Source organism: Streptosporangium sp. NPDC049376, from assembly GCF_044466505.1.
Lineage (GTDB): Bacteria > Actinomycetota > Actinomycetes > Streptosporangiales > Streptosporangiaceae > Streptosporangium.
Genome location: NZ_JBITMT010000010.1, coordinates 242,658 through 268,679 on the forward strand (window position 1 = coordinate 242,658; position 26,022 = coordinate 268,679).

Below are 26,022 nucleotides of genomic sequence, written 5' to 3' on the forward strand. Positions count from 1 at the left end.
CCGCTTCGCCGGGTGACCGCTTTCAGCATCTTCCATCCTCGGCCCGGTATGGGGCCTCTGGCACCTGCCGCTGGCCATGCTGCTGCACGTCAGCATCAACAACTTCATGTCGATCATCTACGTGGACATGTTCCCATCCATGCGGGCCGGTCGGCCGCGTCGGGTGGCGCCACCGGTACGGCCGGGCACCGGGTTCCTCGCGCGGGCAGCCTCAGCGAGATCAGGTAGGCGTCGACGGCGGCCGTGACGCAGTCGCCACGGCCATAGGCGCCGTGCCCCCACCCTTCGTAGGTGAGCAGCCGCGCCTTCTTCCCGATCTGGGCGGCGGCGTTGCGCGCCCAGGCGTAGCCGGTGGCCGGGTCGTGCAGCCCGTTGACGATCAGCAGCGGCGGGCCGCCCTTCACCCGCAGGCGATGCTGTGGGTTCGGGATCGGATCCGGTTCACCCAGACACAGGGCGGTGAGCGTCAGACTGGTCGGGATGATCCCCATGTCCGGTGCGATGGCCTTGGCGCGGCGGAGATGTTTGGTGTACTCGCGGTAGTCGCGGATCGGCCAGCGAAAATCCTCACAGAAGATCTGGAGAGGGTTGGACACTTCCGGCTCGGCGGCCGCAGGAGCCTGCCGCGAGTTCGTCGTCTCACCCAGCAGCCAGGCCGCGGAGGCGGGCGGCTCCTGCGCGCCCGCATCCAGGGCGACGAGCAGTTCGGCCAGTTCGAACCACGTGGGTACATAGCCCGCCCGGAAGGCGTAGCGGATCACGTCCTGTCTGGTGAGTGACCTGGCAGGGGCGCCGGGGGCGCGGATCTCACCGCGGTCGGCACGCTCCAGCAGGCGAGCCCAGAACGCGCGCACGTTCGTGCCGTGCAGCGCGCATCGGGTCTCCCTGCCGCACCACTTCACGAACTCGTCGAAACTGTCCTGGGCGAACGTGGCCCAGCTGTAGAGGTAGGGGCCGGTGCTCAGACTGTGGTCCAGGTTGCTGTCCAGGGCGAGGGCGCGGATCCGGTGGGGGAACAGTTCGGCGTACATCTGGCCGACCAGCGTGCCGTAGGAGAGGCCGTAGTAGGTGACCTTCTCCTCGCCGAGCGCTTCGCGGATCGCGTCGATGTCGCGGGCCGCGCTCACGCTGTCGACATGGTCGAAGACCGGCCCTGTCCGGGCACGGCAGTCGGCGCGCAACCGCTTGCCGTAGTCGAGCCAGGCGTCGAACTCCGCCTGATTCTTGATGAGCGGATCGGGGAACTGGGACATCAGCTGGGCCGAACATGCGATGCGCCCGCTGCCCTCTACACCGCGGGGGTCGAAGCCCACGATGTCGAACCGGCGCTTGAGCTCCGGGCTGAAGTTGTTCAGGGAAAGCGCGTAGCCGACCCCGGAGGAACCGGGGCCGCCGGGATGCAGCAGCAGCGAGCCGATCCTGGCCGCGGGGTCGGTGGCCTTGAGCCTGGCCACGGCCAGGTCGATCGTCGGCCCGCCGGGGTCGTTCCAGTCCACCGGTACGGCGAGCTTGCCGCACTCGCCAAAGGGGTATCGCGGGCACGGCGTCCAGGCGATCGCCGCAGCAGGCGCCGCTGAAGCCGTTGGAGCCGTTGGAGCCGCAGGCGTGGCCTCGGCGGACACAAGGGGGGACAACATCGTAAGAGCCGTCAGAACGACGGCGAACAGTGAAACGGTTCTACGCACGCGATCTCCAATCACAGGCGTATGCCGATATCCTCGACGCCACGATTCTTGACCGGTCAATATCGCGCGTTCGTCCGCGAGCGGTCGGGCGTGGTGTACGACACGCCCCGGACCTCGCGAATCGCCGGGAAAACGATCCGCGAGGCGGCGCACGACCCAGCCGACCTGATCAATCCTCACAATCGGCTGTTCCACCGCTACGCGGCACTCACGCCGCGCTGACCGGCGCCGAAGCCGTTCGTCGAACCGTCGGTCGGCGGCCTCGCCGCGCATCGGGCAGCCGGCCGCCGGAGGCTATCCGGCGGGCAGGCAATGCCGAAAGGGAACGTCAGTAACCGAATTTCCAGTTCCTGAGGAAGGGATTGGAGGTGTAGTAGGTAAAGACACGGCCGGACCGGTCGCTTTTCAGCGTATCCTTCGTCACGTAATTGCCCGCCATCCAGGCGTCCGGGTTCGAATCGAGCCCCGATGGCTCAATGACCCATTCCTGGTAAAATCCCCCCGTGTCGCATGGCACGGTACGGACCGTGTTCCCCTCGGAAGTTACCAGGCAAAGTCCCGTGGCGAGGTTCTGGATCCAGGTCCTGCCCGTACTCGGATAGTTCGTGCGCCATTTCTGGTGGTTGTTGTTCTGGGGCACGTTGCAGGGCAAGGTGTAAACCTCCCCGGCAAAGTTGCTGTCCAGGCACAGCCCCGTCTCCCAGCTGCGGATGATGGTCACGCTTGCCGCGTGGGCCGGTGTGGCGATGAGGGTGGTCGATGCGAGAATCGCCCCCACCGGAATGAGACGCAGGCCGATGCGCATCGCGACCTGTCGCGCGCGGGATGAATTGCCTGCCGTAGGCATGGCCTCTCCTTTTCCTGGAATCTGGTCGGGCACATCCAATTGATTACGATTTCGATCGGGCGACACGGAACGCATCCGCCTGATTGATCTACATGTCATCTCAGGACGGAGCGGAGATCAACGACTGATCGGCGTATGTCTGACAGGCCGTGCCTGTCGATCCTGTTCACGCCTGTCAACGCGCTGAAATCATGAGGGCGTGGAGCTCCGCCGGCTTGAATACGCCATCGCGGTCGCCGAGGAACCGCACTTCGGAAAGGCCGCCGCCCGGATGCACGTCACCCAGCAATCGGGCGGCGAACAGATCCGCCGCCTGGAAAAGGAGAACTGAGGATCAGCGGACGTCGCGGCGGCGCAGTACGAGGTAACCGCCCCCGAGGGAGAGGACGACCCACAGCACGAGAACGCCCATCCCCGTCCAGGGACCGAGGTCGCGGCCGAACCTCGGATCGCCCGGCGGACCGGTGAGGTGCATGATCACCGCAGCCGCCTGGTCGGGGAGATACTGGGTCACGGCCTTGAGGCCGGGGACGTTCCCGAGCCCCTGCGAACCGAGGAACAGCAGCGGCATCAGGATCGCGAGCGGCCCCGCCGAGCCACGCAGCATCGTCGCGACCCCCATGGCGAACACGCAGATCAGCGCCAGGTACAGCCAGGCCCCGACGACCGCCTGCGGCACCCCCGCCGCGCCGAACGAGGTGCGGTACGGCCCCAGCCCCGCCTGCGCGGCGACGAAGGCCGCCACCACCGAGAGCGCCGAGACGCCCAGGGCCGTCAGCAGCACGGCCAGCACCTTGCCCGTGTAGAACAGGCCGCGACGCGGCACCGCCGTCAGCGAGGCCGTGATCGTCCCCGAGGTGTACTCGCCACCGACCACCAGCACGCCGAACACCACCAGGGGAAGCTGGCTCAGCGTGAGGCCGTAGAAGGTGATGAACAACGGGTCGAACCTGCTCTGCATCTCGCTCGACATGCGGGTGAAACCGTTGGCGGTGCTCGCTCCGACGAGATACGCGAGAACGGCGCTGAGCACGAACGTCAACGGCAGGACGAGGACCGTCGAACGCAGCGACCAGATCTTGGCCCATTCCGCGGCCACGGCCGCCCGGATCGCCGTCGTCCGGGACGTCTCCGTCATGGCACTCACCGCCGCCCGGCTTCGGTTCGGGCACCGGCTTCGGCACCGGTGAGCCTCATGAAGGCCTCCTCAAGGGAGGGCGACTGCGTGCTGACCTCGTGCAACGTCACGCCGTTTGCGGCGGCCAGCTCGCCGAGCCTGGCGGCCTCGACGCCGTGGACCTCAAGGGAGCCGTCCTCCGCCGTCCCCACCTGTATCCCGGCCATGGCCAGCGCCTCGCGCATCCGCCCCGGCTCCGGGGTGCGCAGCCGTACGTGGGAGCGGGCGTTGTCCTCGACGAACCGCCGCACGGTCGTGTCGGCGAGCAACCGGCCCCCGCCGATGACCACCAGACGTTCGGCGGTCAGGGCCGTCTCCCCCATCAGGTGGCTGGAGAAGAAGACCGTCCTGCCCTCCGCGGCCAGGGTCCTCAGCATGCCCCTGATCCACAGGACCCCCTCGGGGTCCAGCCCGTTGACCGGTTCGTCCAGCAGCAGCACCGGAGGGTCACCGAGCAGGGCGGCGGCGATGCCGAGCCGCTGGGTCATGCCGAGGGAGAGGGAGCCCGCCCGCTGACGCGCCGCGCCGGTGAGCCCGACCGTCTCCAGGACCTCCCCGACCCGCCCCCGGGGGACGCGGTTGGTCCTGGCCAGCCACAGCAGGTGGTCGAAGGCGGTGCGGCCCGGGTGCACGGCCGGCGGCGACAGCATGACCCCCACCCGCCGCAGCGGCTCGGGAAGCCGCCGGTACGGCACGCCGTCGAAGAGGACCCGTCCCGCGCAGGGGTGGTCGAGGCCCAGCATCAGCCTCATCGTGGTGCTCTTGCCCGCGCCGTTGCGGCCCAGGAATCCGGTGACGTGACCGGGTTCGACCGTGAAGGACAGGTCGTCGACGACCGCCCTGCCCCGGCGTCGTTTCGTGAGATTCCGTACTTCGATCACCCGTTCAGGCTAGGAACGGGGCAGGTCACGCACAGTCCTCGAAAGTCTCCGGTCCCGACGACGAAAGTCGCGCACGACCACGCATAGCCTGCTGGGCATGGGCCGACACCTCATCGCCGCCGCCGTGGTCGTCGTGGACACCGTGCTGTTCCTCTCCGCGCACCGGTCCTGGGCCGTCGTGGCGTACGCCCTGGCGACGGTGCTGGTGGTCGTGCTGCGCACGCGGAGCCCGGTCGCCGCCTTCGTCGCGGCCCTGGCGCTCGCCTCGCTGAGCGGCGGCTCCTACATCCTGCTGCTGTGGAGCGCCTACCAGGCCGGGCAGGAGGTCCTCTCCCGCTCCGGCGTGGCGGTGGTCGCCGGTGCCGGTGCGGGGGGCCTGGCCGTACGGCTCGCGGCGGGACCGTTGACCCCGCAGGCGGTCGGCACCCTGCTGTCCACCTACCTCGTGTTCGTGGCGCTGCCGCTGCTCGTCGGCCTCTATCTCGCACAGCACCGGCGGCTGGTCGCGGCCCTCGACCAGAGCAACCGGCAACTGCGGCTGCGGCGGGACCTCCTGGCCGAACAGGAACGGCTGCGCGAACGCCTGCGGATCGCCAGGGACATGCACGACTCCCTGGGCCACCGGCTCAGCCTGGTCTCCGTACAGGCCGCCGCCCTTGAGGTCTCCGCGCTGCCCGTACGGCACCGGCAAGCCGTCGGGCAGTTGGCCGAGTCCGCGCGGGCCGCCATGCACGAGCTGCACGAGCTGGTCGGGGCGCTACGCGGCGAGGAGGAGCCGTCCAGGTCTCCGACGGTCGAGGCGATCGGCACCGTGACCGAGGAGTTCCGCAGGGCGGGCGTCCCGGTGACGCTGCGGGAACGGGGGCGGCCGCGTCCCCTGTCCTTCGCGGCGGGACAGGCCGCCTACCGGGTGGTCGAGGAGGGGCTGACCAACGCGGCCAAACACGCCCCGCGCCAGCCGGTCACCGTGAACGTCGACTGGGAGTCGGACGCCCTGCTGCTCACGGTCGTCAACCCCCTGCCGGAACGGCCGGAGACCGGGGCCGGGGATGAGACGCGAGCCGGAGTCGAGGTCGGGTGGGACGGTCTCTCGGGTCCCGGGGTCTCGGGTCTTGGGAGCGAGGGTTCTGAGACCGGGGCCGGGGTCTCGGATCTCGGAGCTTTGGGTCCCGAGGTCGGGGCCGAGGCCGGTAGGGGTGATGTCCCGGGTTCTGGGAGCGGGGGCCACGGTCTCGCGGGGCTCGCCGAGCGGGTACGGCCCGCCGGTGGGGTCCTGGACCACCGGCTGTCCGACGACGGCTTCCGGCTCTTCGCGATGCTCCCCGTCACGCCTCTGGAGGAGGATCCCGTCGTGGACGACCTGCCCGCCGTGGGACGGGTCCGTACGGTCGCCCTCGGCGCCGCCGTCGCGGTCCTGATGTTCGTGACGCTGCCCGCGAGCCTGCTGCTGGGGGTGGTCCGGTGATCAGGGTTCTGGTGGCCGACGACGAGCCGCTGATCACGGCGGGCATCCGCACGGTGCTGGAGTCCGCGCCCGACATCGAGGTCGTGGCCGAGGCGGCGAACGGCAGGGCCGCCGTCGAGGCGGCGCTTGGGCACCGCGTGGACGTCGCGTTGGTCGACGTCAACATGCCGGTGCTCGACGGCCTGAGCGCGATCGAGGAGCTGCGCGGGCTGGTGCCCGCACTGCGGACGCTGGTGCTGACGTCGTTCGGCACCGAGCCGAACGTGGTGCGGGCGCTGCGGGGCGGCGCGGCCGGGTTCGTGCTCAAGAGCTGCGCGCCGGACGAGCTGATCCGCGCTGTCAGGGCCGCGCACGGCGGCGACGCCTACCTGTCTCCCCCGGTCACCCGGCTGGTCCTGGGCATGGTCACCCCCGCCGAGGTGGACCGCAGAAGGGAGGCCGCCGAACTGCTCGGCGCGCTGACCCCCCGCGAGGACGAGGTCCTGCGGCTGCTGGCCGAGGGCATGTCGAACGCCGAGATCGGCCGTGGGCTGGCGATGAGCGAGGCGTCCGTCAAAACCTACGTGAGCCGGATCCTGACCAAGCTCAACTGCTCCAACCGCGTCCAGGCCGCCCTACTGGTCAGGGACGCGGGCCACCGCTGATTCCGGGGTGCTTCAGGGGCCGGTCAGAATCGGAGAAGCGCCGGGGCGTGGGACACAGATAGCGTGGTCATCGTGAACGGGGATTTACCCCCGACACATCACCAGATATACGCATTTGATCCAGGAGCGACCATGGCTGACTCTTCCCACCAGGGCATCAGGACCGTGCTGCACCCCGTCTCCGACCTGGCGGCGGCCAAGGCCGTCTACACCGCCCTGCTCGGAGTGGAGCCGCAGGCCGACTCCCCCTACTACGTAGGCTTCGACGTCGAGGGCCAGCACATCGGGCTGGTGCCCTCCGGACCGCAGAGCCCGGACGCTCCGGTGGCCTACTGGCACGTGACCGACATCGAGGCGAAGCTGGCCGAGGTGACCGCCGCCGGAGCCACCGTGAAGGAGGCCGCGCACGACGTCGGCGGCGGCCGTCTGGTGGCCACCTTCACCGACCTCGACGGCAACGTCCTCGGCCTCCTCCAGGACAAGTGAGCGACACACCGGCTATGAACGACGCACCCCGCTCCCGTGTCCAGCGACGTCACGACGCCGAGCACCGGCTCGCCCACGACGTCGACCTCTGGGTGTCCAGCGCCTCGGCGGACGGAGTGCCGTACATGGTGCCGCTGTCCTTCGACTGGGACGGCGAAGCGCTGCTGCTGTCCACCCCGGCCAACAGCCCGACCGGCAGGAACCTGGCCGCCACCCGAACCGTCAGGCTCGGGCTCGGCCACACCCGCGACGTGACCATGATCGAGGGCACGGTCGAGGTCCTTGAGATGGACGCGCTGTCCCCGGAACAGGGAGACCGCTTCGCCAAGCGCACCGGCTTCGACCCGCGCGAGTCGGCCGGGCCGTACCGCTGGTTCCGCGTCTCACCGCGCCACATCCAGTCCTGGCGCGAGGTGGAGGAACTACGAGACCGCGACCTGATGCGCGACGGCCACTGGCTGGTCTGACCTTCTCTCAATGGGAGACCCCGAGGAGGGCCTTGATGTCGCTCTCCCGATAACGCCGCTGTCTGCTGGGTGTCCGCACCGAGGGAATCCGCCCGGTCAGGGCCCAGCGGTTGACGGTCTTGGGGTCCACGCCGAAGATCCGCGCGACCTCTCCAGGGGTGAGGAGGCGTTCTGTGGTGTCCGGTCCGGTGGTGAAAGTCCCATCGGGGGCGACGGCCTTGAGGGGGGACATGGCGGGGCTCCTTCAGTAACGGCTGCGGTGGAGGATCTCGTCGTGCCGGGCCAGAGCGTGGGCCAACCGACGCAGTGTCGTACGGCCGAGCATGTCTCTGGCTCCGGCTTCGCGCTGGTCGAGGCATAGCGGCTTGTACCGGATGGCCCACCATTTGGGCAGACCGGGCAGGTGGAGGTGTTCATACCGCCAGCCGGGGTGGGTGCTGATGAGCAGGTCGATCAACCGTCGTTCGTCGTCGGTCATGGTCTTCCCTGGGTGCGGGATGAGGTGGGGGCTGCCTTTTCAGGGGGCGGGTGCCCGGCCCCGAGCCGGGGAGCACGGACCGGGCACCCTGGAGGAGGACCGGCCTTCCTTATAGGAAGACCGGTGCGCCAGACGGCTCCCTCTTCCCCAGCACACTCGGCGTGTGCGGGAGCCGTCTTGCGAGGGTGTGCGGCCCAGGTCCCTCCCACCTGAGCCGCACGTTCACGAGGTACGGCGGGGCGGCGGGTGGGATGACGTCCCACCGCCCGCCGTACCGGCTTCTAGGAGCGCAGCAGTCTGCGCAACGCCGTGGACCGACCTGGTCCGACGGCGTGAACGGCCCGGGAGATCCGGGCGGTCCGGGTCTGCAGAGCACGGGCGACGGCGACGGCCTGAATGCTCGGCGGCACCACCGGGAACACCTGAGCGGCCAGCTTGCGATCCAGTTCTTCGGCGGACCCGGCCCGCACCAACAACACGTCCCCGGCGTACGGCCTGCCGGGCAGGACACCTCGGTAGGCGCTCCACAGGCCGGAATGCGAGCTGTGGAAGACCAGCCAGTCCGGATGAGCCGCTTGCACGGAGTTACAGGCTCGATCCGAAAACTCAGAAACTTGGCGAGGAATCCAGGTCGTCATGCCGCCCTCCCACCCGGCGAACGCCCTTCGGCCATGTCCCGGCCCTGCACCTCAGAGTCCGGACGCCTCCGCCGAGCCAGTGAAGGCGGCGCAAGCCGGATCGCCCTGATCATCTCCGCTTCCCGCATCCGCTCCTCCAGTCCCTCACCGGTAGCGTCCTCGACGATGACCGGGCGTGGGCCGTCCCAGACGGCCATGGCGTAGAAGTTGCGTCGGCCCAGACTGTAGAGAACCGTCCAGTCCGCCCACGCCAGGTCGATTCGCTCGGCCTCCGCACGGGCCGGGCCGTCCCACACCCTTCGATAGACCGGCACGTACGGTTGGCCGTCCCGATGCCTTCCGGTCACGAAGGCACCCCCTCAACGGCGTCCCGGGCCTTCTCCTCCTGCTTCGCCACGGCCTCCCGGACCTCCTCGAAGGTGTCGGCGTCCACCGTCGGCTCCGTCCCGGCCCGCAACGCCGTACGCGGAAAGGCCCGGTTGCGGATCGCCCAGAACCGCCCAGCGTCGCTGATGATCAACCGCCACCCCGGGATCGTCGGGACGGTGGGAGCGTCGTGCATGATCTGAACCTCCGTGATCCGATCAGGGCTCTTCCTGGCGAGGTGTTCGCCGGGCGACCGGTCCTGCGAGGACATGGCGTCGGCTGTTCGGTCGGCGAGAAGACGTGCCGCTTCCACCGGATCGTCGATGGAGTGCCATATCCAGCCGCCGGGAGCACGAGACCAGCGGAGACGTTCAGGCCCGCACCATACGAGCAGGCCGCCGAGGATGAATGTGGCGTACCCGCCGGATGTCGGGACACCGTGGACGGTCAGAGCCTCACGTGGTTGCCGCACGGCCTGTTCCGGAAGCATGGAAGGACCGTAGAAGGCGGCGGAGAGACCAGGGGACACACTCTGTGACCCCTGGTTTCGGTCAGACCATCAACGCGATTTTGTCCGCCAGCTCCCGGGCGCGCGGACGCAGCGGGGCAGGACCCGTCTCCACGAGTTCGACGAGCATGCGGCGGGCGTACCCGTTGTAGCGGATCGTCTCCGGTGCCGCCTGCCGGGCGAGTTCCAGGGTGCCGAGCACGGCGTCGTGATCACGCTGAAGGCGATGCGCCCGAGCGATCTCGATCAGGTGGCGTCCCCTGCGCGGCTGGGAGGGAATGGCCGCCAGGGCCGCCCGTTCCGCCTGCCTGGCCGACTCACCACTCTGGGACAGCTCCACAGCGAGCGTGACCGCGTGCGCGTCCATGATGACCCGGGAGAAACTCGTCCACGGCTGGTAGTAGTCGCCGGGCAACCGGTCGGCGACCCGGCCTGCCTTCTCCCAGTACGACCAGGCTTCTCCGGCATTCCCGACACGGGCAGCCGTGAACGCCAACTCGAAGTGCAACGCGCCCCACATGGCCAGCAGGTCCACGCCCGGATCGTCCATGTACGGCTGGACGGCGGCCATGCCCTGCTTGTTGATCGCCCACGCAGCCTCGAAGTCCCCGACGTCCCGGTGAGCCTGGCCCAGGAACCACACCGCGCAGGTCAGCGCGAGCGGATCGTCAGCCTCCTGAGCTGCTGTCAACGCCCTGTCCGCGACCCGCCACAGCAGGTCCTGGGCAGGCTGGTAGGCCAGGAACATCTGGGCCAGGCCGTAGGTCTCGGCGAGGAGCGCGTTCGCGCGGCGCCGGTCCTCTCCCCGGTACATCACAGCTGCCAGCTGCACGTCACGGACCAGGTCGGGGAGAAGACGCCCCAGAGCGGTCCGATGGTCGGCGGAAGCGTGCCGGGCACGCCAGGCGGCGTCCAGACGGCCACGCAGATGACCGAGCGGCTGGACCGTCCCGGATGGGCGCAGCGGCGTCGTGTTGATGGCCTGCCGTACGGCGTCCAGCGCCGGATGGCCAGGGCCGGTGAACATGCGGACCGGCATGGACTGGTCTCCTGTCAGTGCCGACAGGTCACGCACCCGCAGCGCTTCGGCGAGCTGCAGAAGGATGGGAAGACGCGGGTTCTGCTGAAGCCGCCCCGCCTCCACGCTTTTCAACCAGGAAACAGACTTTCCAACGAGGCCCGCGAGGACCTCCTGGGTCATACCGCGCCGCTCGCGCAGATATTTGATGCGTTGCCCGACAGTGAGCACCGGATCGGTGGGCTCATTACGGTCGTCATTCACCGGCCACATCCCCTTCCTGATGTTCCGACAGCTCAAGGCTAGGACGCCACCCCGTCCCATGGGAGAAGTCGGAACTTCCCGATCCCGGGCCGTACGGTGGAAAGGCTTTCTACGAAATGAACTGACGAGCTGTTCCCCGTCTTCGATCGGGTGTTCACCTCGCTGTGGGAGCGGAGCCTGCCGGTATGACCCTTGACGTCCGTACGGTCCTGCCCATCGCCGAGCAGGCCGTCACCATCGCCGCCACCCCGGCGTTTCTCACCGGCCTCCTCGACCTCATCACCGAAACCGACAAGAACGCCCCTCACCCCGTCCAACCACGCTGATCACAGCCGAACGAAGGTGCACCGTGACGCCCCAACTGTCCGCTCTCGCGCGTGACCTTGTCCGGCTGGTCGTCACGGTGATGGACGAGATCCGGCCCCGCCTCATCGAGGCCGCGCTGTCGGGTGAGCGCTCCGAGAGCCGAAACCATCGGCACGCCGGCAACTTCCTGTCCGCACACGACCTGTGGATGCACGAACGCTACCGGGACCTGCTGAGCGCGATCATCCCGTCCTATGTCTACGCCTCAGAAGAGGCCGACCCCCAGGTCATCGGGACCGACCCCGACCCGGACCTGTGCGTCCTGGTCGATCCGCTCGACACCAGCGAACTGGCCGTCCGCGCCCTGTACGGCTACACGCACGTCCTGGTCTACTCCCGCCGTCTCGCCCGCCCGATCGCGGCGGTCGTCGGCGACATCTTCCACCACCTGCAGATCTACCTCGCCGCCCGCGACGACACCGGCCACGAACACGCCTTCGTCATCACCCAGGACGGAACCCCCCACCCCCTGCGGCTGAACCGGGTAGTCCCCCTGCCGGAGGCCCTGGTCACGAACTACCTCATGAAACCCGCCGAACGCTTTCATCCCCTCACCCAGCAGGCCCGACTCCTTGAGGAACTCAGCCGCCCCTCCCCGGAAGGTGCCCGCAGGGGCCGTCTCGGAGTGGACTTCGGGTCCGTCGGACTGTGCCACGTCGCCGCAGGGCTCAGCGACGCGATGATCGAGTTCGCGAAGGGCTTCGCCGTCTGGGACCTGGCCCCCGGCCACTACATCCTCAACGCCGCCAACGGAGTGGTCCTCGACCTCCACGGCCACCCCATCCCGCTGGACTATCGCTTCGACACCCTCGCCGACATCGGCAAGGCCATGAACCAACGCCGCAGGTTCATCGCCGCCTCCAGCCTGCCCCTCGCCGAGAACATCTTCACCGCGCTACGAGAAGCCTGAACCCCGACAGGCCAACACCGCTTCGCCCTTCCCCTTCATCTCCCCTTCGGGGGCTGATATGAAAGCGAGTAGCTTACGGAAGAGCCGTTGGACTCGACCGGACTCCAAGATGATCAACGCTCTGACCTGCACCGCTGCACTACCGCCGGACTGCTGCAGAAATAGCGAATCCCGCTCCTGCGGTACCCGGCTTGACCTGGGACTTTACCCTCGGGTCGCTCATCACCCTGAAGGGTTCGCAACCACTTCTGGGTGAGGGGGAACAGCGGGTTGCGGCCCTGTCGCTCATCACCCTGAAGGGTCCACAACACCCCCAGCCCGCCAGTAGCCACGAGCACGCCCATCGAGGGACCAGATCCTGGGCCGTGGGAAAATTTGTGCGAAAACTCGGGGGAAAGAAGCTCGCATTGTGCTCGAAGCCCTCCAGATCGGGCTAGGGTCTGTTTCCGGGTCTCTCCCCCCTTGCCATGATCGTTCGGACGGCGCCCTGTGGCGTTGTCACCTCACCCCCGCAAGAACCGCGAACATCGCGTGAATCCCGCGGACGCGCCCAACAACCGCCGTGAGCTTCGTCTTGTGGCGTGTCCATCCGGATGGTTCCGGCTGTGGTGGAGATCCCCGACAACCCAGGCGACGCCGACGGAAGACCGCGAAAGCGGTTCCCAGACGGATGGAGAGAAGTTGAGCAAGGCCATCAGAACGGACACGCAGTCGCCCGCATCACACACCGCCGACAGTCATGACCTGATCCGCGTGCAGGGTGCGCGGGAGAACAACCTCAAGGACGTCAGCGTCGAGATCCCCAAGCGGCGGCTGACGGTGTTCACCGGCGTCTCCGGCTCGGGCAAGAGCTCGCTGGTGTTCGGCACGATCGCCGCGGAGTCCCAGCGGTTGATCAACGAGACCTACAGCGCCTTCGTTCAGGGCTTCATGCCCACGCTGGCCCGGCCCGAGGTCGACCTCCTCGAAGGGCTGACCACGGCGATCATCGTCGACCAGGAGCGGATGGGCGCCAACTCCCGTTCCACCGTCGGCACCGCGACCGACGCCAACGCGATGCTGCGGATCGTCTTCAGCAGGCTGGGTGAGCCGAGCGCCGGGCCGTCGTTCCACTACAGCTTCAACCTGCCCGCCGGTGCCTGTCCTCGCTGTGAGGGCATGGGCAAGGTGACCGACATCGACCTGACCCAGCTCTTCGACGCGAGCAAGTCGCTCAACGAGGGCGCGATCACCATCCCCGGCTACACCCCGGACGGCTGGCTGGTGCGGGTCTTCACCTCCTCCGGCTTCATGGACCCGGACAAGCCCATCCGCGACTACAGCGAGACCGAGCTGCACGACTTCCTGTACCGCGAGCAGACCAAGGTGAAGGTCGAGAGCATGAACCTCACCTACGAGGGTCTGGTCCTCAGGGTCCAGAAGTCGTTCCTGGCCAAGGACAAGGAGGCGTTGCAGCCGCACATCCGGGCGTTCGTCGACCGGGCGGTCACCTTCACCGCCTGCCCCGAGTGCGGGGGCACCCGGCTCAACGAGGCCGCCCGTTCCTCGCGGATCAACGGCGTCAACATCGCCGACGCCTGCGCGATGCAGATCAGCGACCTGGCCAAGTGGGTACGCGGCATCGACGAGCCCTCGGTCGCGCCGCTGCTGGCCACGCTGCAGCAGACCCTCGACTCGTTCGTGGAGATCGGGCTCGGCTACCTCTCCCTCGACCGGCCCTCGGGCACGCTGTCGGGCGGTGAGGCGCAGCGCACCAAGATGATCCGTCACCTCGGCTCCTCGCTGACCGACGTCACCTACGTCTTCGACGAGCCGACGACCGGTCTGCACCCCCACGACATCCAGCGGATGAACGGCCTGCTGCTGCGGCTGCGCGACAAGGGCAACACCGTGCTCGTCGTCGAGCACAAGCCGGAGGCGATCGCGATCGCCGACCACGTCGTGGACCTCGGCCCCGGCGCCGGTACGGCGGGCGGCACCGTCTGCTTCGAGGGCACCGTGGAGGAACTGCGGGCCAGCGGCACCCTCACCGGCCGCCACCTCGACGACCGCGCCGCCCTCAAGGAGAAGGTGCGCACGCCGAAGGGTGCCCTGGAGATCCGGGGCGCCACCTCGCACAACCTGCGCGAGGTGGACGTGGACATCCCGCTCGGGGTGCTCGTCGTGGTCACCGGTGTCGCCGGGTCGGGCAAGAGTTCGCTGGTGCACGGGTCGATCCCGGCGGGCGCGGGCGTGGTCTCGATCGACCAGGGCGCGATCCGGGGGTCGCGGCGGAGCAACCCGGCCACCTACACCGGGCTGCTCGACCCGATCCGCAAGGCGTTCGCCAAGGCCAACGGCGTCAAGCCCGCGCTGTTCAGCGCCAACTCCGAGGGCGCCTGCCCCAACTGCAACGGCGCCGGTGTCATCTACACCGACCTGGCGATGGTGGCCGGGGTGGCGACCGTCTGTGAGGAGTGCGAGGGCAAGCGCTTCCAGGCGTCGGTGCTCGACCACCACTTCGGCGGGCGGGACATCAGCCAGGTGCTCGCGATGTCGGTGAGCGAGGCCGAGAAGTTCTTCGGCTCGGGTGAGGCGCGCACTCCCGCCGCGCACGCCATCCTCAAGCGGCTCGTCGACGTCGGGCTCGGCTACATCAGCCTGGGTCAGCCGCTCACCACGCTGTCCGGCGGCGAACGGCAGCGCCTCAAGCTGGCCACCCACATGGCGGAGAAGGGCGGCGTCTACGTCCTCGACGAGCCGACGACCGGTCTGCACCTCGCCGACGTGGAGCAGTTGCTCGGTCTGCTCGACCGGCTCGTCGAGTCCGGCAAGTCGGTCATCGTCATCGAGCACCACCAGGCCGTGATGGCGCACGCCGACTGGATCATCGACCTCGGTCCCGGTGCCGGTCACGACGGCGGCCGGATCGTCTTCCAGGGCACGCCCGCCGAGCTGGTCGCCGCCCGCTCCACCCTCACCGGGGAGCACCTGGCGGCGTACGTCGGGGCCCACACGGAGTCCTGAGCGAAGGTCTGACGTGAAGCGCCGGGCGTCGTCACCGCGACGCCCGGCGCGATCGTGCCCCTGAGGTCGCCTCGGCCTCAGGGGGTCGGGGTCATGAGCACTTGGCCACCTGGCAGATCTTGGCGAGCATTGTCTGGGCGTCCTTCGTCTGGTGTGCGAAGTCTGTCTTGTCGGGGGCTCCCCACTCCCCGGATCGGGCGTAGACGACCAGCGCGTTGCCGCGGCGGGTGAGGACCACCCGTTCGCCGCCGACCTTGGCCTTGTTGCCCTGGTAGAGCTGTCCGGTCACGGCCAGCCCCTCGTCGCCGAGGGCCAGGGGGCTGCCGGAGTACCGGTAGGCCGTCTGCGACGTCTGGATGGCGGGGCAGCGGACCAGGGCCTTGCGCACGTCGGCCAGGGCCTGGGAGGCGGCCTTCGCCGACTGGTAGAGGATGACCTGCTCGGAACGCTGGTCGGAGACCGCGACGTAGGTGACCGTACGGGCCGCGATCCTGCCCGCGGCGGCGGGAGAGCCGACGTAGCAGGGGTTCACCGCGAGCTTGGCGTCCTTGGCCTGGCTGACCGACCACATACCGTTCACGCTCTTCTGCTCCGCGGCCTTCTCGTACAGCAGGAACCCCGGCGGAATCGCCCCCGCGGAGGCGGATGAGGACGCGAACGCGAGGGCGGGGGTCATGACAGTCGCCATGACAACAGCGAGGGTACAGGTTGTCAGGATCTTCATGGAAGGTGAGACGTATGAGACCCCTGGGATGGTTCGCCCGATCCGTCATCAGACCGATCGGGCATGAGTCCCGCACCGGACCGCAGGTCACGACAGGTCGACCGACTGTCACACGACAGTCACTCTCATGACGGCCAGGTGACGGCGCGTCAACCGTTCACGCATTCTAAAGAATTCTTGCGAAAGGGTTCTTGTCTCATCATAATGGCGCCATGGACGAGCACCCCGCCATCACCGATCCACGCGCACTGCGTGCTCTGGCACATCCCATCAGGCTCGCGTTGCTCGAAGCTCTCGGAGTGCTGGGCACGGCCACCGCGACACGGTGCGCGGAGGTGATCGGAGAGAGCGTCGCGAGCTGCTCGTTCCATCTGCGCACCCTCGCCGAGTACGGCTTCATCGAACGGGCTCCCTCCCATACCAGGGAGAAGCCGTGGCGGCTGGCCAAGCCCGTCCAGTCGATCGCGTCCACGGCGGAGACCACCCCGATGGGGAACGCCCTCGCGGAGGTGTTCCTCGAAAAAGAGTTCGCGCGCCTGCGTGCCTGGCGTGGGCGCATGGAATCAGAGCCCGAGGAGTGGAAGAACGCGAGCCTGGTCCTGGGCGCCACGCTCTGGATGACCCCGACGGAGTTGTCGGAGTTCAGGGAGTTCCTCAGGTCGATGGTCATGGGATACCTCGACCGGGTCGAGAAGGCCGAGCTGCGGCCCGAGGGGGCGCGCCCGGTGAGACTGTTCATGGCCAGCAGCGCCGAACACTACCCGGAGCCGGCCGACGACGCGGCGACCCAGGCATGAGCGCGCTGGGCGACTCACGCTTCCGCAGGCTCCTGGCCGGTCAGTCGCTCAGCACCTTCGGCGACAGCGCGCTCTACCTGTCGCTGGGCATCTGGGCCAAGGATCTGACGGGCCAGAACGCGGCGGCGGGAGTGGTCTTCCTCTGTCTGGCCCTGCCGGTGGTCCTCACCCCGTTCGCGGGCCACATCGTCGACCGATTACGCCGCAAGCCTCTGCTCATCGGGGTCAACATCGTCGCCGGCCTCGGCGTGCTCGCCCTGCTGCGGGTGCACACGGTGGCCGATCTGTGGATCATCTACGCGGTCGCCCTCGGGTACGGCCTCTCCTTCATCCTGTTGCGCCCTGCCCAGGTGGGGCTGGTCAAGGAGATCCTCTCCGGTGAGGACCTCGCGGGCGCGAACGCCGCCATCCGGACGGTCGGCGAGGGCATCCGGCTGTTCAGCCCGCTGGCCGGAGCCGCCGTCTACACCGCGGTCGGCGGCCCCATGCTCGCCGTACTCGACTCGATCACCTTCGCCGTCGCGGTCGTCATCCTGCTCACCCTGCGCGTCGAGGAGTCCGCCCCGACCCCGCCCCAGGAGCGCGAGCCGTTCCGGCGGGAGATCATGGCGGGGTTCCGGCAGATCGCGAGCACTCCCCTGGTGGCCTTCACCACGGTCGCCGTCGCCGCCAGCTTCGCGGTGGTCGGGTTGCTGGACACGGTCGACTTCGCGGTCATCGAGTACGGCCTGGGGCGCCCCGCCTCGTTCTTCGGCGTGCTGATGTCGGTCCAGGGCGCGGGCGGGATCTGCGGCGGCCTGGTCGTCGCCGCGCTGATCCGCAGGTACGGCGAGGCCAGGGCGGTCGGCGCGGGCCTGCTGACGGTCGCCGTCGGTACGGCGCTGCTGACCACGACGAGCCTGCCGGTGGTCGTCGCGGGGTTCGCGTTGATCGGCTGCGGGGTGCCCTGGCTGGTGGTCGGCTACACCACGGCGTGGCAGCGTTCGACGCCGCAGCAGGTCCTGGGCAGGGTGGCCGCGGCGGCCGACCTGGCCACGGTCGGGCCGCAGACGCTCTCCATCGCGCTCGGCGCCGCGCTCATCGCGTCGGTCGACTACCGCGTCCTGCTGGGCGTCTGCTGCGCGGTCCTGACCCTTTCGGGGGCCGTGCTCCTGCGCAGGGCCCCCAAGCTCGTCGCCGCCTGACCGGGCGTGGGCCGGACTCCCACGACCGGCCGAGGACGGCCTTCCCCACGGCTCCGGGCGTCAGCCGTACTTCTTGATGGTCCTGCTGATCCAGTCCGCGTAGGCGGGGACGTTGGCGTAGAGGCCGGGGCCCTCCGCGCAGGACGGGCTGGCGGCGCCGGGCCCCGAGGTGACGCCGATGAGCTCCCAGCGGCCGGTACGGCCCCGCCGGATCTGCGGTGAGCCGGAGTCGCCGTTGCAGGCCATGGCGTCGCGCACCCGGCTGACCGTGCACAGGCGCCTGCCCGAGGCGTAGCCGGGGCCGCACTCGGAGACGGCGCCCCTGCGGGTGTCGAGCTCCTGGAGCCGTTCGGCCATCTTCCACTCGGCCGGGTTCTTGCTGAACACGGTGGTGCCGAAGCCGATGATCCTGGTCGGGGTGCCGGGGCGGCCGGGCTGTTCGGCGATCCTGACGGGTTCCTGGGTGACCGGGCGGTCCAGGCGGATCAGGGCGATGTCGTCGCGGTTGGGGCCACCCTTGAGGTTCTGCCGGAACCCGGGGTGGACCACCTTCTTCGAGATGGCGCGGACGGTGCCTCCCGAGGTGCGGTTCTCGCTGCCGACCCGGACGGTTCCCGCCGGGATCGAGCCGATCTCCGTGTTGAGGCAGTGGGCCGCGGTCACCACCCACCGCGGGTGGATCAGCGCCGCTCCGCACTGGCCGTCCTTGAGGCCCTGGGCGGGGGCGGAGATCGGGACGGACGCCATGAACGGGTAGGACTCGGTGGAGTCCTTGCCGTTGATGATCGCTCCGGCGCTGCCGGCCGTGACGGCGAGGCAGGCCGTACCGGCGACGACGACGATGGCGAGACGCGACGCCACCCGGCGGGATGATTGCATGCCAAACAAAAGGGCCAGCCCTTCAGTGGGAATTAATACTGAATAAGGCTATTTATCCGCTTTTGTCGGGAAAATCCTGGCAGCACGTGGCCGTACGGTAGGGACAGCCCCCTCAGCCGGGCAGGGTGAGCGTCACCAGGGCCGGGACCACCTCACGGACACGACGCTCACGCAGGTGCTTGACCAGCCGGGCGGCCCCTGCGGCGCCGTCGGCCATGAGACAGCCGGGGTCGAGTCTGCCCCCGGTGACGGCGGCGGCGGAGATCGCCAGCGGAGAACGGCGCAGCTCGGCCACCTGGACGTCCTGTTCCTCCGGCAGCCAGCCCCGCACCAGCTCCGGCACCGAGGGGCTGTCCTCGGGCACCTCGACGATCAGCAGCACGCGGGCCGTACCCCCCGGGCGGAGCACGCCGGGCATCGCGGCGGCCACGAACCCGAGGGCGTGCTCGGCGCTCATCCAGCCGACCTCGGCCTCGGCGTGGTGGTTGGGACCGGTCGGGCTGTTGAACACCAGGTGGTCGGCCAGGTCACCGACCGCCAGCCCGGAGCGCAGGTCCGCGGCCAGGAAGTCGGCCTTCTCCTCCGGGCCCACGTCGAGCCCGTTGACCAGGGCGTTCACCTGGGAGTACGCGACCGCCCTCGGATTGAGATCGACACCGACGACCGAGGAACAACCCTCCCGCAACGCCAGGGCCAGGATCCCGCAGCCGCACCCGACGTCCAGGAGCCTGCCGTCGACGGGACCAAGGTTGTCCAGCAGTTCGAAACTCGACGCGTGCGGCGGCATGACCAGCGTGGACCGGGCGGCCATGGTGACCGAGACGTCACCCCTGAACAGCTGGTCGGACAGCAGATACATGGAACGGCAGGGCGAGACGGAGACCTCCGACGTCACCGTCCCGTCCCGCTCCACGACCAGTTCGAGCGCCGCGAGCAGCCCGCGCAGCCCGGTGGGCACCACCGTCGTGTAGACGTCCCCGGGCACCTCGCCGTTGCGCACGAAGAGCTGCGCCATGACGCCCGCCGGGCTCGTCAGCAGCTCGGGGACCCGCTCTGCGGAGCAGACGGCGTAGAAGGCCGTGTTGCTCAGCAGGTCCGTCGGGTCCTCGGCGGACAGGGCGGCGACCGTCGCCTCCTCGGTGAACCCCACCTCGCGCAGCGCCCCGCCGAGGGAGCGAAGGGCCTGGACGCCACGTGCCCGCGCCACCTGGGCGCCCGGTTGCCACACGACGTCACCTGCGGTGCAGGCGGACCGGGAAGGAGTCCAGCCCGAAGTTGATGATGGAGGAGTTGTACTCGGGTTCGCCGAGCGGTTCGACCTCCGCCACCAGCCTGGACAGCTCCGTGAACAGCACCCGCAGCTCGGTCCTGGCCAGCGGCCCGCCGATGCAGTAGTGCTCGCCCCAGCCGAAGGCGATGTGCCGGTTGGGGTGCCGGTTGAGGTCGAGGCGGTGCGGTTCTTCGAAGACGGCGGTGTCCCGGTTGGCCCCCGGCGTCCATACCACGACCCGGTCACCCGCCTTGATCCGCTGTCCGGCCAGCTCGGTGTCCGTCTTGGCCGTGCGCAGCACGTGCAGCCCGACGGAGGTCCACCGCAGCAGCTCCTCGGTGGCGAGCTTCGGGTCGGCCTTGCCGTCCAGTTCCCGCCAGGCGTCGGTGTTGCGCACCAGGGAGAGCATCGCCATCGCGGCCGTGTGCCGTACGGTCTGGATGCCGCCCACGATGATGTTGTCGCAGTTCAGCACGACCTCGTCGAGTTCGAGGTCGGCGGCGAGCGCGCTGATGACGTCGTCCCCCGGGGCGGCCTTGCGCTCCATCGCGAGCTGCAGCAGGTACGGCAGCAGCCGCTGGTGCGCGGCACGCCGTTCCGCCGGGTTGCGGCCGAGGAACGCCTGGTCGCACATCGCCACGATCTCGTCGCGGTCCTCGTCCGGGATGCCCATGAGGTCGCACATCACGGTGAGCGGGACGACCGCCCCGATGTCCTTGACGAAGTCGATCTTCTCCCTGACCAGCAGCCGTTCGATGACGCCCTCGGTCAGGTCGCGGATGCGCTCCTCAAGGCCGTTGGCGCGCCTGGCGGAGAAGAACGGCATGACCGGGTCACGGTAGGCGCGGTGCTTCGGCGGGTCGCTCAGCGCCATCATCCGCCCGGCCCCGGCGGGGGGACCGTACCCGGTGCCCAGCAGCGAACCGCCCTGTGAGCTGTAGGTCTTGGCGTCGCCGAGGACCGCGAGCGACTCCCGGTGGGTGAGCACCGCCCACAGGGGGCCCTCCTGGCCCGACTCGTGCCGCTGGACCGCGCCTTCACCCCGGATCTCGTCGAGGATCGTGTACGCGTCGTCCCTGGCCCAGAATCCGGCGTCGGTGAGGTCATAGGTGTCCAGCAGCATTGGGATTCCTTTCCGCTGTCTGGTCCGGCTCTGCTGACTCGGCCGGGTTTCCGGCGAGTTCGTGGTCGACGCGGGCGGCCAGTTCCCGCAGGGTCGGGTGGTCGAACACGGCCCGTACCGGCAGCCCGACCTCGAACCGCTCCAGCACCTCCGCCGTGACCTGCGGCGCGAGCAGCGAGTAGCCGCCGACGGTGAAGAAGTCGTCGTCCGGTCCCACCTGCTCGCAGCCGATGACCTGGCACCAGATCTCCCCGAGCACGCGTTCCGTCTCGGTGCTGAACGCGACCGGTTCGACACCCCGGTCACGGGCGTCGGGGGCGTCCGGGGTGGGCAGCCGCAGCCGGTCGATCTTGCCTGTCGAGGTCAGCGGCATCTCGTCAAGCACGACGTACGCCGCCGGGATCATGTACGTGGGCAGCGACCTGGTCAGCCGCCGGTGCAGCGCGGCGACGTCGATCACCGCGTCGGGACGCGGCTGGACGTACGCGGCCGGGCGCAGCGTCTCCGGGCTGTCGCCGTAGGTCCTGACGGCGGCCTGGGCGACCGCCGGGTCGCGGTAGAGCGCCGCCTCGATCTCCCCCAGCTCGACCCGCGCGCCCCTGATCTTGACCTGGTCGTCGATCCTTCCCGAGAAGACCAGCCCTCCGTCGGCCGTACGGCGGGCCAGGTCACCGGTGCGGTAGGTCTGTTCGGGCAGGAAGACCTGTCGTGTCTCCTCGGGCCGGTTGAGGTAGCCGTGGGCGAGGAACCCGCTGCGGACGCGGATCTCCCCGATCTCCCCGTCCGGCACCGGCCGTCCGTCCTCGTCGGTCAGCAGGATCTCCCGTCCGGGGATGGGCCTGCCCAGCGGGATCGGATCGACGGCGTCCTGCGGCACCTGCTGCGAGGTGGCGAGGATGCACTCGGTCGGCCCGTAGAAGTTGTGCACGGCCGCCTTGGGGAAGGCGTCGCGGGCGGCGAGCACGAGCTCGGCGTGCAGCGACTCGCCGAACAGGCTCAGCGTCCGCACGCTGCCGACCGGCGCCGATCCCGCCGCGGCGTCCAGCAGGTGACGGCACAGGCTCGGCACGGTCTGCAGGTGCGTCACCTCGTGTTCGACGATCCACCGGTGGATCCTGGCCGGGTCGCCCTTGACCTCCCCCGGCGGGATGACCAGCGCGGCCCCGCCGTGCACCGCCGTCATGATCTCGACGTAGGCGGCGTCGTAGGCGAGCCTGGCCCACTGGAGCATCCGCGCGCCCTGACGCGTGTCGAGTTCGGTCGAGAGCCAGCGGGTGAGCTGGTCGAGGTTGCCGGTGCGCTGCACGATGCCCTTGGGGGTGCCGGTGGAGCCCGAGGTGTAGACGACGTACTCGGTGTCCTGCGGTACGGACGTCCGCCTCGCCTCACCCGTCGCCCGCCGTACGACCGTGGCCTCGTCCCCCTCCACCTGCACGAGCGCCGTGGGGAAGGGGTCGGCGCCCGCGGGGGCGAGCACGGCGACCGGGGAGGAGTCGGCCACGATCGCCATCTGCCGCTCAAGCGGCTGGTCGGCGGTCAGCCAGGCGAACGGGGTGCGCGCCCGGCGGGCGGCCAGCAGCGCCGCGACGGCGTCGGGGCCGTCGGGAACGGTGATCACCAGCACGTCACCGGGCCGCAGCCCGGCGCGGACCAGCGCCGCGCTGTACTGCGCGGCCCGCCGCTCAAGTCCTCGGTAGGTCAGCGTGCCCGACTCGGTGATGACGGCGGGGGCGTCGGCGCGGTTCATGCCACACCCGCCGAGGTGCTCAGGAAGTCGGCGACCGTCCGCGCCAGCACGGCTCCGGCCGCCTGGACCACCAGGTGGCCTCCTTCGAGGACCCGCATGCTGTACGGCCCGGTCGTGCTGCGCGCCCAGCCCGTCATCTCCTCACCGCTCACGGTCGGGTCGTCGGTGCCGACCAGCCCGAGCACCGGGCAGTCGAGCAGCGGCTCCCACCGGTGCAGGTAGTCCTGGCACAGGTTGAGGTCGGCGCTCACGACAGAAAGGACGAGATCCCGCAGGTCAGGGTGGTTGAGCACCTCGGTCACCGTGTCGTCGATGGAGGTCAGGAAGGTCACCACGTCCTGCGTCCCCGTCGGCCCGGGTGGGCCGTTCCACAGGTGGGGCGGCAGCAGCGCGGCCAGCACGCACGCGACGGGCGGGTTCTCCGGCGACAGCTCCCTGGCCACGTTGTAGGCGACGAGCGCGCCCATGCTCTGGCCCAGCAGGGCGTACCTCCCGGTGGCGAACGGCCGCATCGCCGCGCTCACCCAGGCGACCAGCTCGTTCACGTCCGCGGCGTGCGGCGCGGTGAACCGCCCGCCCCTGCCGGGCATCCGTACGGCCCACACCTCGATCTCGGGGGGCAGTTCCCTGGCGAGATCGGCGAAGGCGGGCGCGTCCCCGCCGGCGTGCGGGAAGCAGAACAGCCGGGTCTCCGCGTTCGGCCTGGGCACCGGCACCCAGAACCAGTCGGTCACCAGCATCGGCGCCGTCATCACATTCCCCCGTTCTCCGTGGTGTCCGCGCCTGCTCCACTCCGGGTGCCCTCGTGCGTGACGCGGCGCGGGGAGACGTCGAGCTTCGAAAGCGGCAGGTCGGGATCGGCCACGACCTGGGCGAGCAAGGACTGGTAGCCAGCGAGGAGGTTCTCGGCCGAACTCCCGTCGAACAGATCGGTGCGGTAGCACAGCAGCGTCTCGACGGTCTCCGCCGCGGTGTCGAGCACGTGCAGCTCCAGGTCGAGTCTGGTGACCTGCTGACGCACCCCGTCCCACTCCTCGACCTCGATGTCGTGCCAGCGGGCCGGCTGTGCGCGGTGCGGCGTGCGCAGCAGCTGGAACCCCACCTGGACCAGTGGGTTGCACGTGGGGTCACGCGGGACGCCGAGGTGGTCGACCAGCATGTCGAAGGGGAGCGAGTCGTGTTCGAGCGCGTCGAGCGTGGCCGATCCGACCTGGGCCACCGCCTGCCGGAAGGACGGATCTCCCGACAGGTCGCCACGTAACGGGACGGTGTTGACGAAGAACCCGACGGTCGCGTGGAACTCCGGCCGCGACCGCCCCGCGACGGGGACGGCCAGGACGACGTCGTGCACCCCGGTCCACCGGGCCAGCAGCATCATGAAGGCCGTGACGGTGGTGACGAACATCGTGCTGCGCAGTTCACCGGTCAGCCCGCGCAGCCGTACGGCCAGCGGCGGCGGCACCACGTCCGGCAGCTCACCGCCCGCGAACGTCTGCGAGACCGAACGCGGCCGGTCCGTCGGCAGAGGCAGCACGGCGGGCGCCCCGAGCAGCCGTTCCCGCCAGTGGGCGAACTCCCGCTCCAGGTACTCACCGCCCAACAGGCCGCTCTGCCAGGCCGCGTAGTCGGCGTAACCGGCCTGCGGGACGGGCAGCTCGACCTCCTCGCCCTTCACGTACGCCGCGTACAGCTCCCCGATCTCGGCCGTGACGATCTGCACCGACCACGCGTCGATCACGATGTGGTGCATCTCCAGCAGCAGGATGTGCCGCTGTTCGCCCAGCCTCAGCAGGTTCGCCCGCACCGGGGCGGCGGCGGCCAGGTTGAAGGGCCGCGCCACCTGCGCGGCGGCGAACTCGGCGGCGTCCCCACCCTGGGAGGCCAGATCGACGTACGGCAGCGGCACCTCACCGGGGGGTTCGATCCGCGCCCCGGGACGGCCCCGCTCGGCGGGGAAACTCGTACGCAGGGCGTCGTGCCTGGCGACCACCTCGGTCAGCGCGCGCCGCAGGGCCTCGACGTCGAGGGCGCCGCGCAGCTCGTAGCCCAGGCACACGTTGTACTGCGTCGATTCCGGGTCGAACTGCTGCAGGAACCAGAGCCGGTGCTGCGCGGGAGACAGGGGAAGGCGTCCGGTCTCCGCCGCGCTCCTGTGCTCAGTGCTCATCGGGGGACGCCGCCGTGTCGGGAGCCGTGAGTTCCGTACCTGCGGGGAGCCGCTCACCGACCCAGGTGACGAAGGCCGCGAAGTCCTCGGTGTCGTACAGGTCGCGGAGCGTCAGCTCGACCTTCAACCGGTCACGCACCAGGAACAGCAACCGTACGGCCGCCAGCGAATGCCCACCCAGCGTGAAGAAGTTGTCCGCCGAGACCACGGCGGGAACCCCCAGGACCTCTTTCCAGATGCCGACGAGGGTGTCGTGCAGGGGACTGGTTCGCTGCTCGACGACGTCGCTGGTCGGTAGGGGGGTGAGGGTGTGGGGTGGGGGCAGGGCGTTGCGGTCGGTCTTGCCGTTGTGGGTGGTGGGCAGGTGGGTCAGGGGCAGGTAGGTGGCGGGGATCATGTAGTCGGGCAGGTGGGGGGCCAGGTGGGTGCGGATGTCGGTGGCGGTGAGCGTTTCCCCGCCCCCGCCCCCGTCTGCGTCTGCGTCGGTGTTTGTGTGGGTGTTTTTGAGGGTGAGGTAGGCGGTGAGGCGGAGGGTTCCGGTGGGGTCGGGGTGGGTGGTGACGGCGGCGTGGGTGATGCGGGGGTGGGTGGTCAGGACGTTTTCGATCTCGGTGAGTTCGATGCGGTAGCCGCGGATTTTGTGTTGGGTGTCGGTGCGGCGTTGGAAGAGCAGGAGGCCGTCGGGGGTGTAGGTGGCCAGGTCCCCGGTGTGATAGAGCCGCCCGCCGGTCGGTGAGGCCGGGGTGTCGCCCGTCTTTGAGGCCATCACGGTTTCGTCTGGGTTCGCGGAGCTTTCACCTGTCGCACCGCCCGGGTTCTCGCCCGGCTCTAGGCCGGGGTTGGGGCGGAAGTGGGTGGCGGTCAGGGCGGGCCGGTTGAGGTAGCCGTGGGCGAGGCTGGGGCCGCTGATGCAGATCTCCCCGGT

At 69.5% G+C, this 26,022-nt stretch carries 29 protein-coding genes; 11 read left to right on the forward strand and 18 right to left on the reverse strand.

Annotated features, from left to right (window positions below; translation table 11 throughout):
- Positions 1 to 113 precede the first annotated feature (113 nt).
- Positions 114 to 1,496, reverse strand: a complete 1,383-nt coding sequence (locus ACIBVQ_RS25190; RefSeq protein ID WP_399180350.1) for an alpha/beta hydrolase — start codon at positions 1,494 to 1,496, stop codon at positions 114 to 116.
- 237 nt (positions 1,497 to 1,733) lie between these two features.
- Between ACIBVQ_RS25190 and ACIBVQ_RS25195 the strand changes: the two genes are divergently transcribed.
- Positions 1,734 to 1,907, forward strand: coding sequence for a hypothetical protein (locus ACIBVQ_RS25195; protein ID WP_399180352.1), 174 nt, complete (start codon positions 1,734 to 1,736; stop codon positions 1,905 to 1,907).
- A 106-nt stretch (positions 1,908 to 2,013) separates the two neighbouring features.
- Here ACIBVQ_RS25195 and ACIBVQ_RS25200 read toward each other — a convergent pair whose 3' ends face one another.
- Complete coding sequence (locus tag ACIBVQ_RS25200) at positions 2,014 to 2,607, reverse strand: RICIN domain-containing protein (RefSeq protein ID WP_399180354.1); 594 nt, start codon at positions 2,605 to 2,607, stop codon at positions 2,014 to 2,016.
- Between the two features lie 124 nt (positions 2,608 to 2,731).
- On the opposite strand from ACIBVQ_RS25200, the gene ACIBVQ_RS25205 reads away from it, so the two are divergent.
- On the forward strand, positions 2,732 to 2,863 hold the full coding sequence (locus tag ACIBVQ_RS25205; RefSeq protein WP_386190321.1) for a LysR family transcriptional regulator: 132 nt from the start codon (positions 2,732 to 2,734) through the stop codon (positions 2,861 to 2,863).
- Positions 2,864 to 2,866: 3 nt separating this feature from the next.
- On the opposite strand, the gene ACIBVQ_RS25210 is transcribed toward ACIBVQ_RS25205, so the two are convergent.
- Together ACIBVQ_RS25210 and ACIBVQ_RS25215 are read right to left on the reverse strand one after the other, a co-directional pair.
- Positions 2,867 to 3,670 (reverse strand): ABC transporter permease subunit, encoded by an 804-nt coding sequence (locus ACIBVQ_RS25210; RefSeq protein ID WP_399180357.1) that lies wholly within the window; start codon positions 3,668 to 3,670, stop codon positions 2,867 to 2,869.
- Between the two features lie 5 nt (positions 3,671 to 3,675).
- Positions 3,676 to 4,590 (reverse strand): ATP-binding cassette domain-containing protein, encoded by a 915-nt coding sequence (locus tag ACIBVQ_RS25215; RefSeq protein WP_399180359.1) that lies wholly within the window; start codon positions 4,588 to 4,590, stop codon positions 3,676 to 3,678.
- Between the two features lie 97 nt (positions 4,591 to 4,687).
- On the opposite strand from ACIBVQ_RS25215, the gene ACIBVQ_RS25220 reads away from it, so the two are divergent.
- The 4 genes from ACIBVQ_RS25220 (at position 4,688) to ACIBVQ_RS25235 (ending at position 7,652) form a co-directional block, all read left to right on the forward strand.
- Complete coding sequence (locus ACIBVQ_RS25220) at positions 4,688 to 6,055, forward strand: sensor histidine kinase (protein WP_399180361.1); 1,368 nt, start codon at positions 4,688 to 4,690, stop codon at positions 6,053 to 6,055.
- A complete protein-coding gene (locus tag ACIBVQ_RS25225) occupies positions 6,052 to 6,699 on the forward strand; it encodes a response regulator transcription factor (protein ID WP_362780377.1) in 648 nt (215 codons plus the stop codon). Before ACIBVQ_RS25220 ends, ACIBVQ_RS25225 begins: the two co-directional genes overlap by 4 nt.
- Before the next feature lie 132 nt (positions 6,700 to 6,831).
- Positions 6,832 to 7,185, forward strand: coding sequence for a VOC family protein (locus ACIBVQ_RS25230; RefSeq protein ID WP_386190325.1), 354 nt, complete (start codon positions 6,832 to 6,834; stop codon positions 7,183 to 7,185).
- A 14-nt stretch (positions 7,186 to 7,199) separates the two neighbouring features.
- Positions 7,200 to 7,652 carry a pyridoxamine 5'-phosphate oxidase family protein gene (locus ACIBVQ_RS25235; RefSeq protein WP_399180364.1) on the forward strand — a complete coding sequence of 151 codons (453 nt, stop codon included), beginning with the start codon at positions 7,200 to 7,202 and terminating at the stop codon, positions 7,650 to 7,652.
- A gap of 7 nt (positions 7,653 to 7,659) precedes the next feature.
- On the opposite strand, the gene ACIBVQ_RS25240 is transcribed toward ACIBVQ_RS25235, so the two are convergent.
- The 6 genes from ACIBVQ_RS25240 to ACIBVQ_RS25265 all read right to left on the reverse strand — a co-directional run bounded on the left by ACIBVQ_RS25240 (position 7,660) and on the right by ACIBVQ_RS25265 (position 10,984).
- Entirely contained in the window at positions 7,660 to 7,884 is a 225-nt protein-coding gene (locus ACIBVQ_RS25240; protein WP_362780385.1) for a BldC family transcriptional regulator, read from the reverse strand.
- Between the two features lie 12 nt (positions 7,885 to 7,896).
- A complete protein-coding gene (locus ACIBVQ_RS25245; protein WP_362780387.1) occupies positions 7,897 to 8,130 on the reverse strand; it encodes a hypothetical protein in 234 nt (77 codons plus the stop codon).
- A gap of 281 nt (positions 8,131 to 8,411) precedes the next feature.
- Positions 8,412 to 8,711, reverse strand: coding sequence for a hypothetical protein (locus tag ACIBVQ_RS25250; RefSeq protein WP_399180366.1), 300 nt, complete (start codon positions 8,709 to 8,711; stop codon positions 8,412 to 8,414).
- Between the two features lie 53 nt (positions 8,712 to 8,764).
- A complete protein-coding gene (locus tag ACIBVQ_RS25255) occupies positions 8,765 to 9,115 on the reverse strand; it encodes a hypothetical protein (RefSeq protein ID WP_362785490.1) in 351 nt (116 codons plus the stop codon).
- Positions 9,112 to 9,330 carry a hypothetical protein gene (locus ACIBVQ_RS25260; RefSeq protein ID WP_399180368.1) on the reverse strand — a complete coding sequence of 73 codons (219 nt, stop codon included), beginning with the start codon at positions 9,328 to 9,330 and terminating at the stop codon, positions 9,112 to 9,114. The genes ACIBVQ_RS25255 and ACIBVQ_RS25260 overlap by 4 nt, the downstream gene beginning before the upstream one ends.
- A gap of 355 nt (positions 9,331 to 9,685) precedes the next feature.
- Entirely contained in the window at positions 9,686 to 10,984 is a 1,299-nt protein-coding gene (locus ACIBVQ_RS25265; protein ID WP_399180371.1) for a helix-turn-helix domain-containing protein, read from the reverse strand.
- 125 nt (positions 10,985 to 11,109) lie between these two features.
- Here ACIBVQ_RS25265 and ACIBVQ_RS25270 point away from each other — a divergent pair, with 125 nt between their 5' ends.
- From ACIBVQ_RS25270 to ACIBVQ_RS25280, 3 genes are all read left to right on the forward strand, one after another.
- Positions 11,110 to 11,250 (forward strand): hypothetical protein, encoded by a 141-nt coding sequence (locus ACIBVQ_RS25270; RefSeq protein ID WP_362785498.1) that lies wholly within the window; start codon positions 11,110 to 11,112, stop codon positions 11,248 to 11,250.
- 23 nt (positions 11,251 to 11,273) lie between these two features.
- Positions 11,274 to 12,200: an inositol monophosphatase family protein gene (locus tag ACIBVQ_RS25275; RefSeq protein WP_399180373.1), complete on the forward strand. Its 927-nt coding sequence runs from the start codon at positions 11,274 to 11,276 to the stop codon at positions 12,198 to 12,200.
- Between the two features lie 681 nt (positions 12,201 to 12,881).
- Positions 12,882 to 15,206 (forward strand): excinuclease ABC subunit UvrA, encoded by a 2,325-nt coding sequence (locus ACIBVQ_RS25280; protein ID WP_352014527.1) that lies wholly within the window; start codon positions 12,882 to 12,884, stop codon positions 15,204 to 15,206.
- A 91-nt stretch (positions 15,207 to 15,297) separates the two neighbouring features.
- Here ACIBVQ_RS25280 and ACIBVQ_RS25285 read toward each other — a convergent pair whose 3' ends face one another.
- On the reverse strand, positions 15,298 to 15,894 hold the full coding sequence (locus ACIBVQ_RS25285; protein ID WP_399180375.1) for a hypothetical protein: 597 nt from the start codon (positions 15,892 to 15,894) through the stop codon (positions 15,298 to 15,300).
- 248 nt (positions 15,895 to 16,142) lie between these two features.
- Between ACIBVQ_RS25285 and ACIBVQ_RS25290 the strand changes: the two genes are divergently transcribed.
- Complete coding sequence (locus ACIBVQ_RS25290; RefSeq protein ID WP_399180377.1) at positions 16,143 to 16,727, forward strand: ArsR/SmtB family transcription factor; 585 nt, start codon at positions 16,143 to 16,145, stop codon at positions 16,725 to 16,727.
- Entirely contained in the window at positions 16,724 to 17,911 is a 1,188-nt protein-coding gene (locus ACIBVQ_RS25295) for an MFS transporter (RefSeq protein WP_362913417.1), read from the forward strand. The genes ACIBVQ_RS25290 and ACIBVQ_RS25295 overlap by 4 nt, the downstream gene beginning before the upstream one ends.
- A 60-nt stretch (positions 17,912 to 17,971) precedes the next feature.
- Here ACIBVQ_RS25295 and ACIBVQ_RS25300 read toward each other — a convergent pair whose 3' ends face one another.
- From ACIBVQ_RS25300 to ACIBVQ_RS25330, 7 genes are all read right to left on the reverse strand, one after another.
- Positions 17,972 to 18,772, reverse strand: a complete 801-nt coding sequence (locus tag ACIBVQ_RS25300; RefSeq protein WP_399180379.1) for a S1 family peptidase — start codon at positions 18,770 to 18,772, stop codon at positions 17,972 to 17,974.
- 130 nt (positions 18,773 to 18,902) lie between these two features.
- A complete protein-coding gene (locus ACIBVQ_RS25305; RefSeq protein ID WP_399180381.1) occupies positions 18,903 to 20,018 on the reverse strand; it encodes a 50S ribosomal protein L11 methyltransferase in 1,116 nt (371 codons plus the stop codon).
- Between the two features lie 4 nt (positions 20,019 to 20,022).
- On the reverse strand, positions 20,023 to 21,183 hold the full coding sequence (locus ACIBVQ_RS25310; RefSeq protein ID WP_399180383.1) for a cytochrome P450: 1,161 nt from the start codon (positions 21,181 to 21,183) through the stop codon (positions 20,023 to 20,025).
- A complete protein-coding gene (locus tag ACIBVQ_RS25315; protein ID WP_352014534.1) occupies positions 21,164 to 22,930 on the reverse strand; it encodes a non-ribosomal peptide synthetase in 1,767 nt (588 codons plus the stop codon). The genes ACIBVQ_RS25310 and ACIBVQ_RS25315 overlap by 20 nt, the downstream gene beginning before the upstream one ends.
- Complete coding sequence (locus ACIBVQ_RS25320; RefSeq protein WP_352014535.1) at positions 22,927 to 23,682, reverse strand: alpha/beta fold hydrolase; 756 nt, start codon at positions 23,680 to 23,682, stop codon at positions 22,927 to 22,929. Before ACIBVQ_RS25320 ends, ACIBVQ_RS25315 begins: the two co-directional genes overlap by 4 nt.
- Positions 23,682 to 25,097 (reverse strand): condensation domain-containing protein, encoded by a 1,416-nt coding sequence (locus ACIBVQ_RS25325; RefSeq protein ID WP_362913408.1) that lies wholly within the window; start codon positions 25,095 to 25,097, stop codon positions 23,682 to 23,684. Before ACIBVQ_RS25325 ends, ACIBVQ_RS25320 begins: the two co-directional genes overlap by 1 nt.
- A partial coding sequence (locus ACIBVQ_RS25330) for a phosphopantetheine-binding protein (RefSeq protein WP_399180386.1) occupies positions 25,087 to 26,022 on the reverse strand: 936 nt, incomplete at its 5' end. The genes ACIBVQ_RS25325 and ACIBVQ_RS25330, both read right to left, overlap by 11 nt.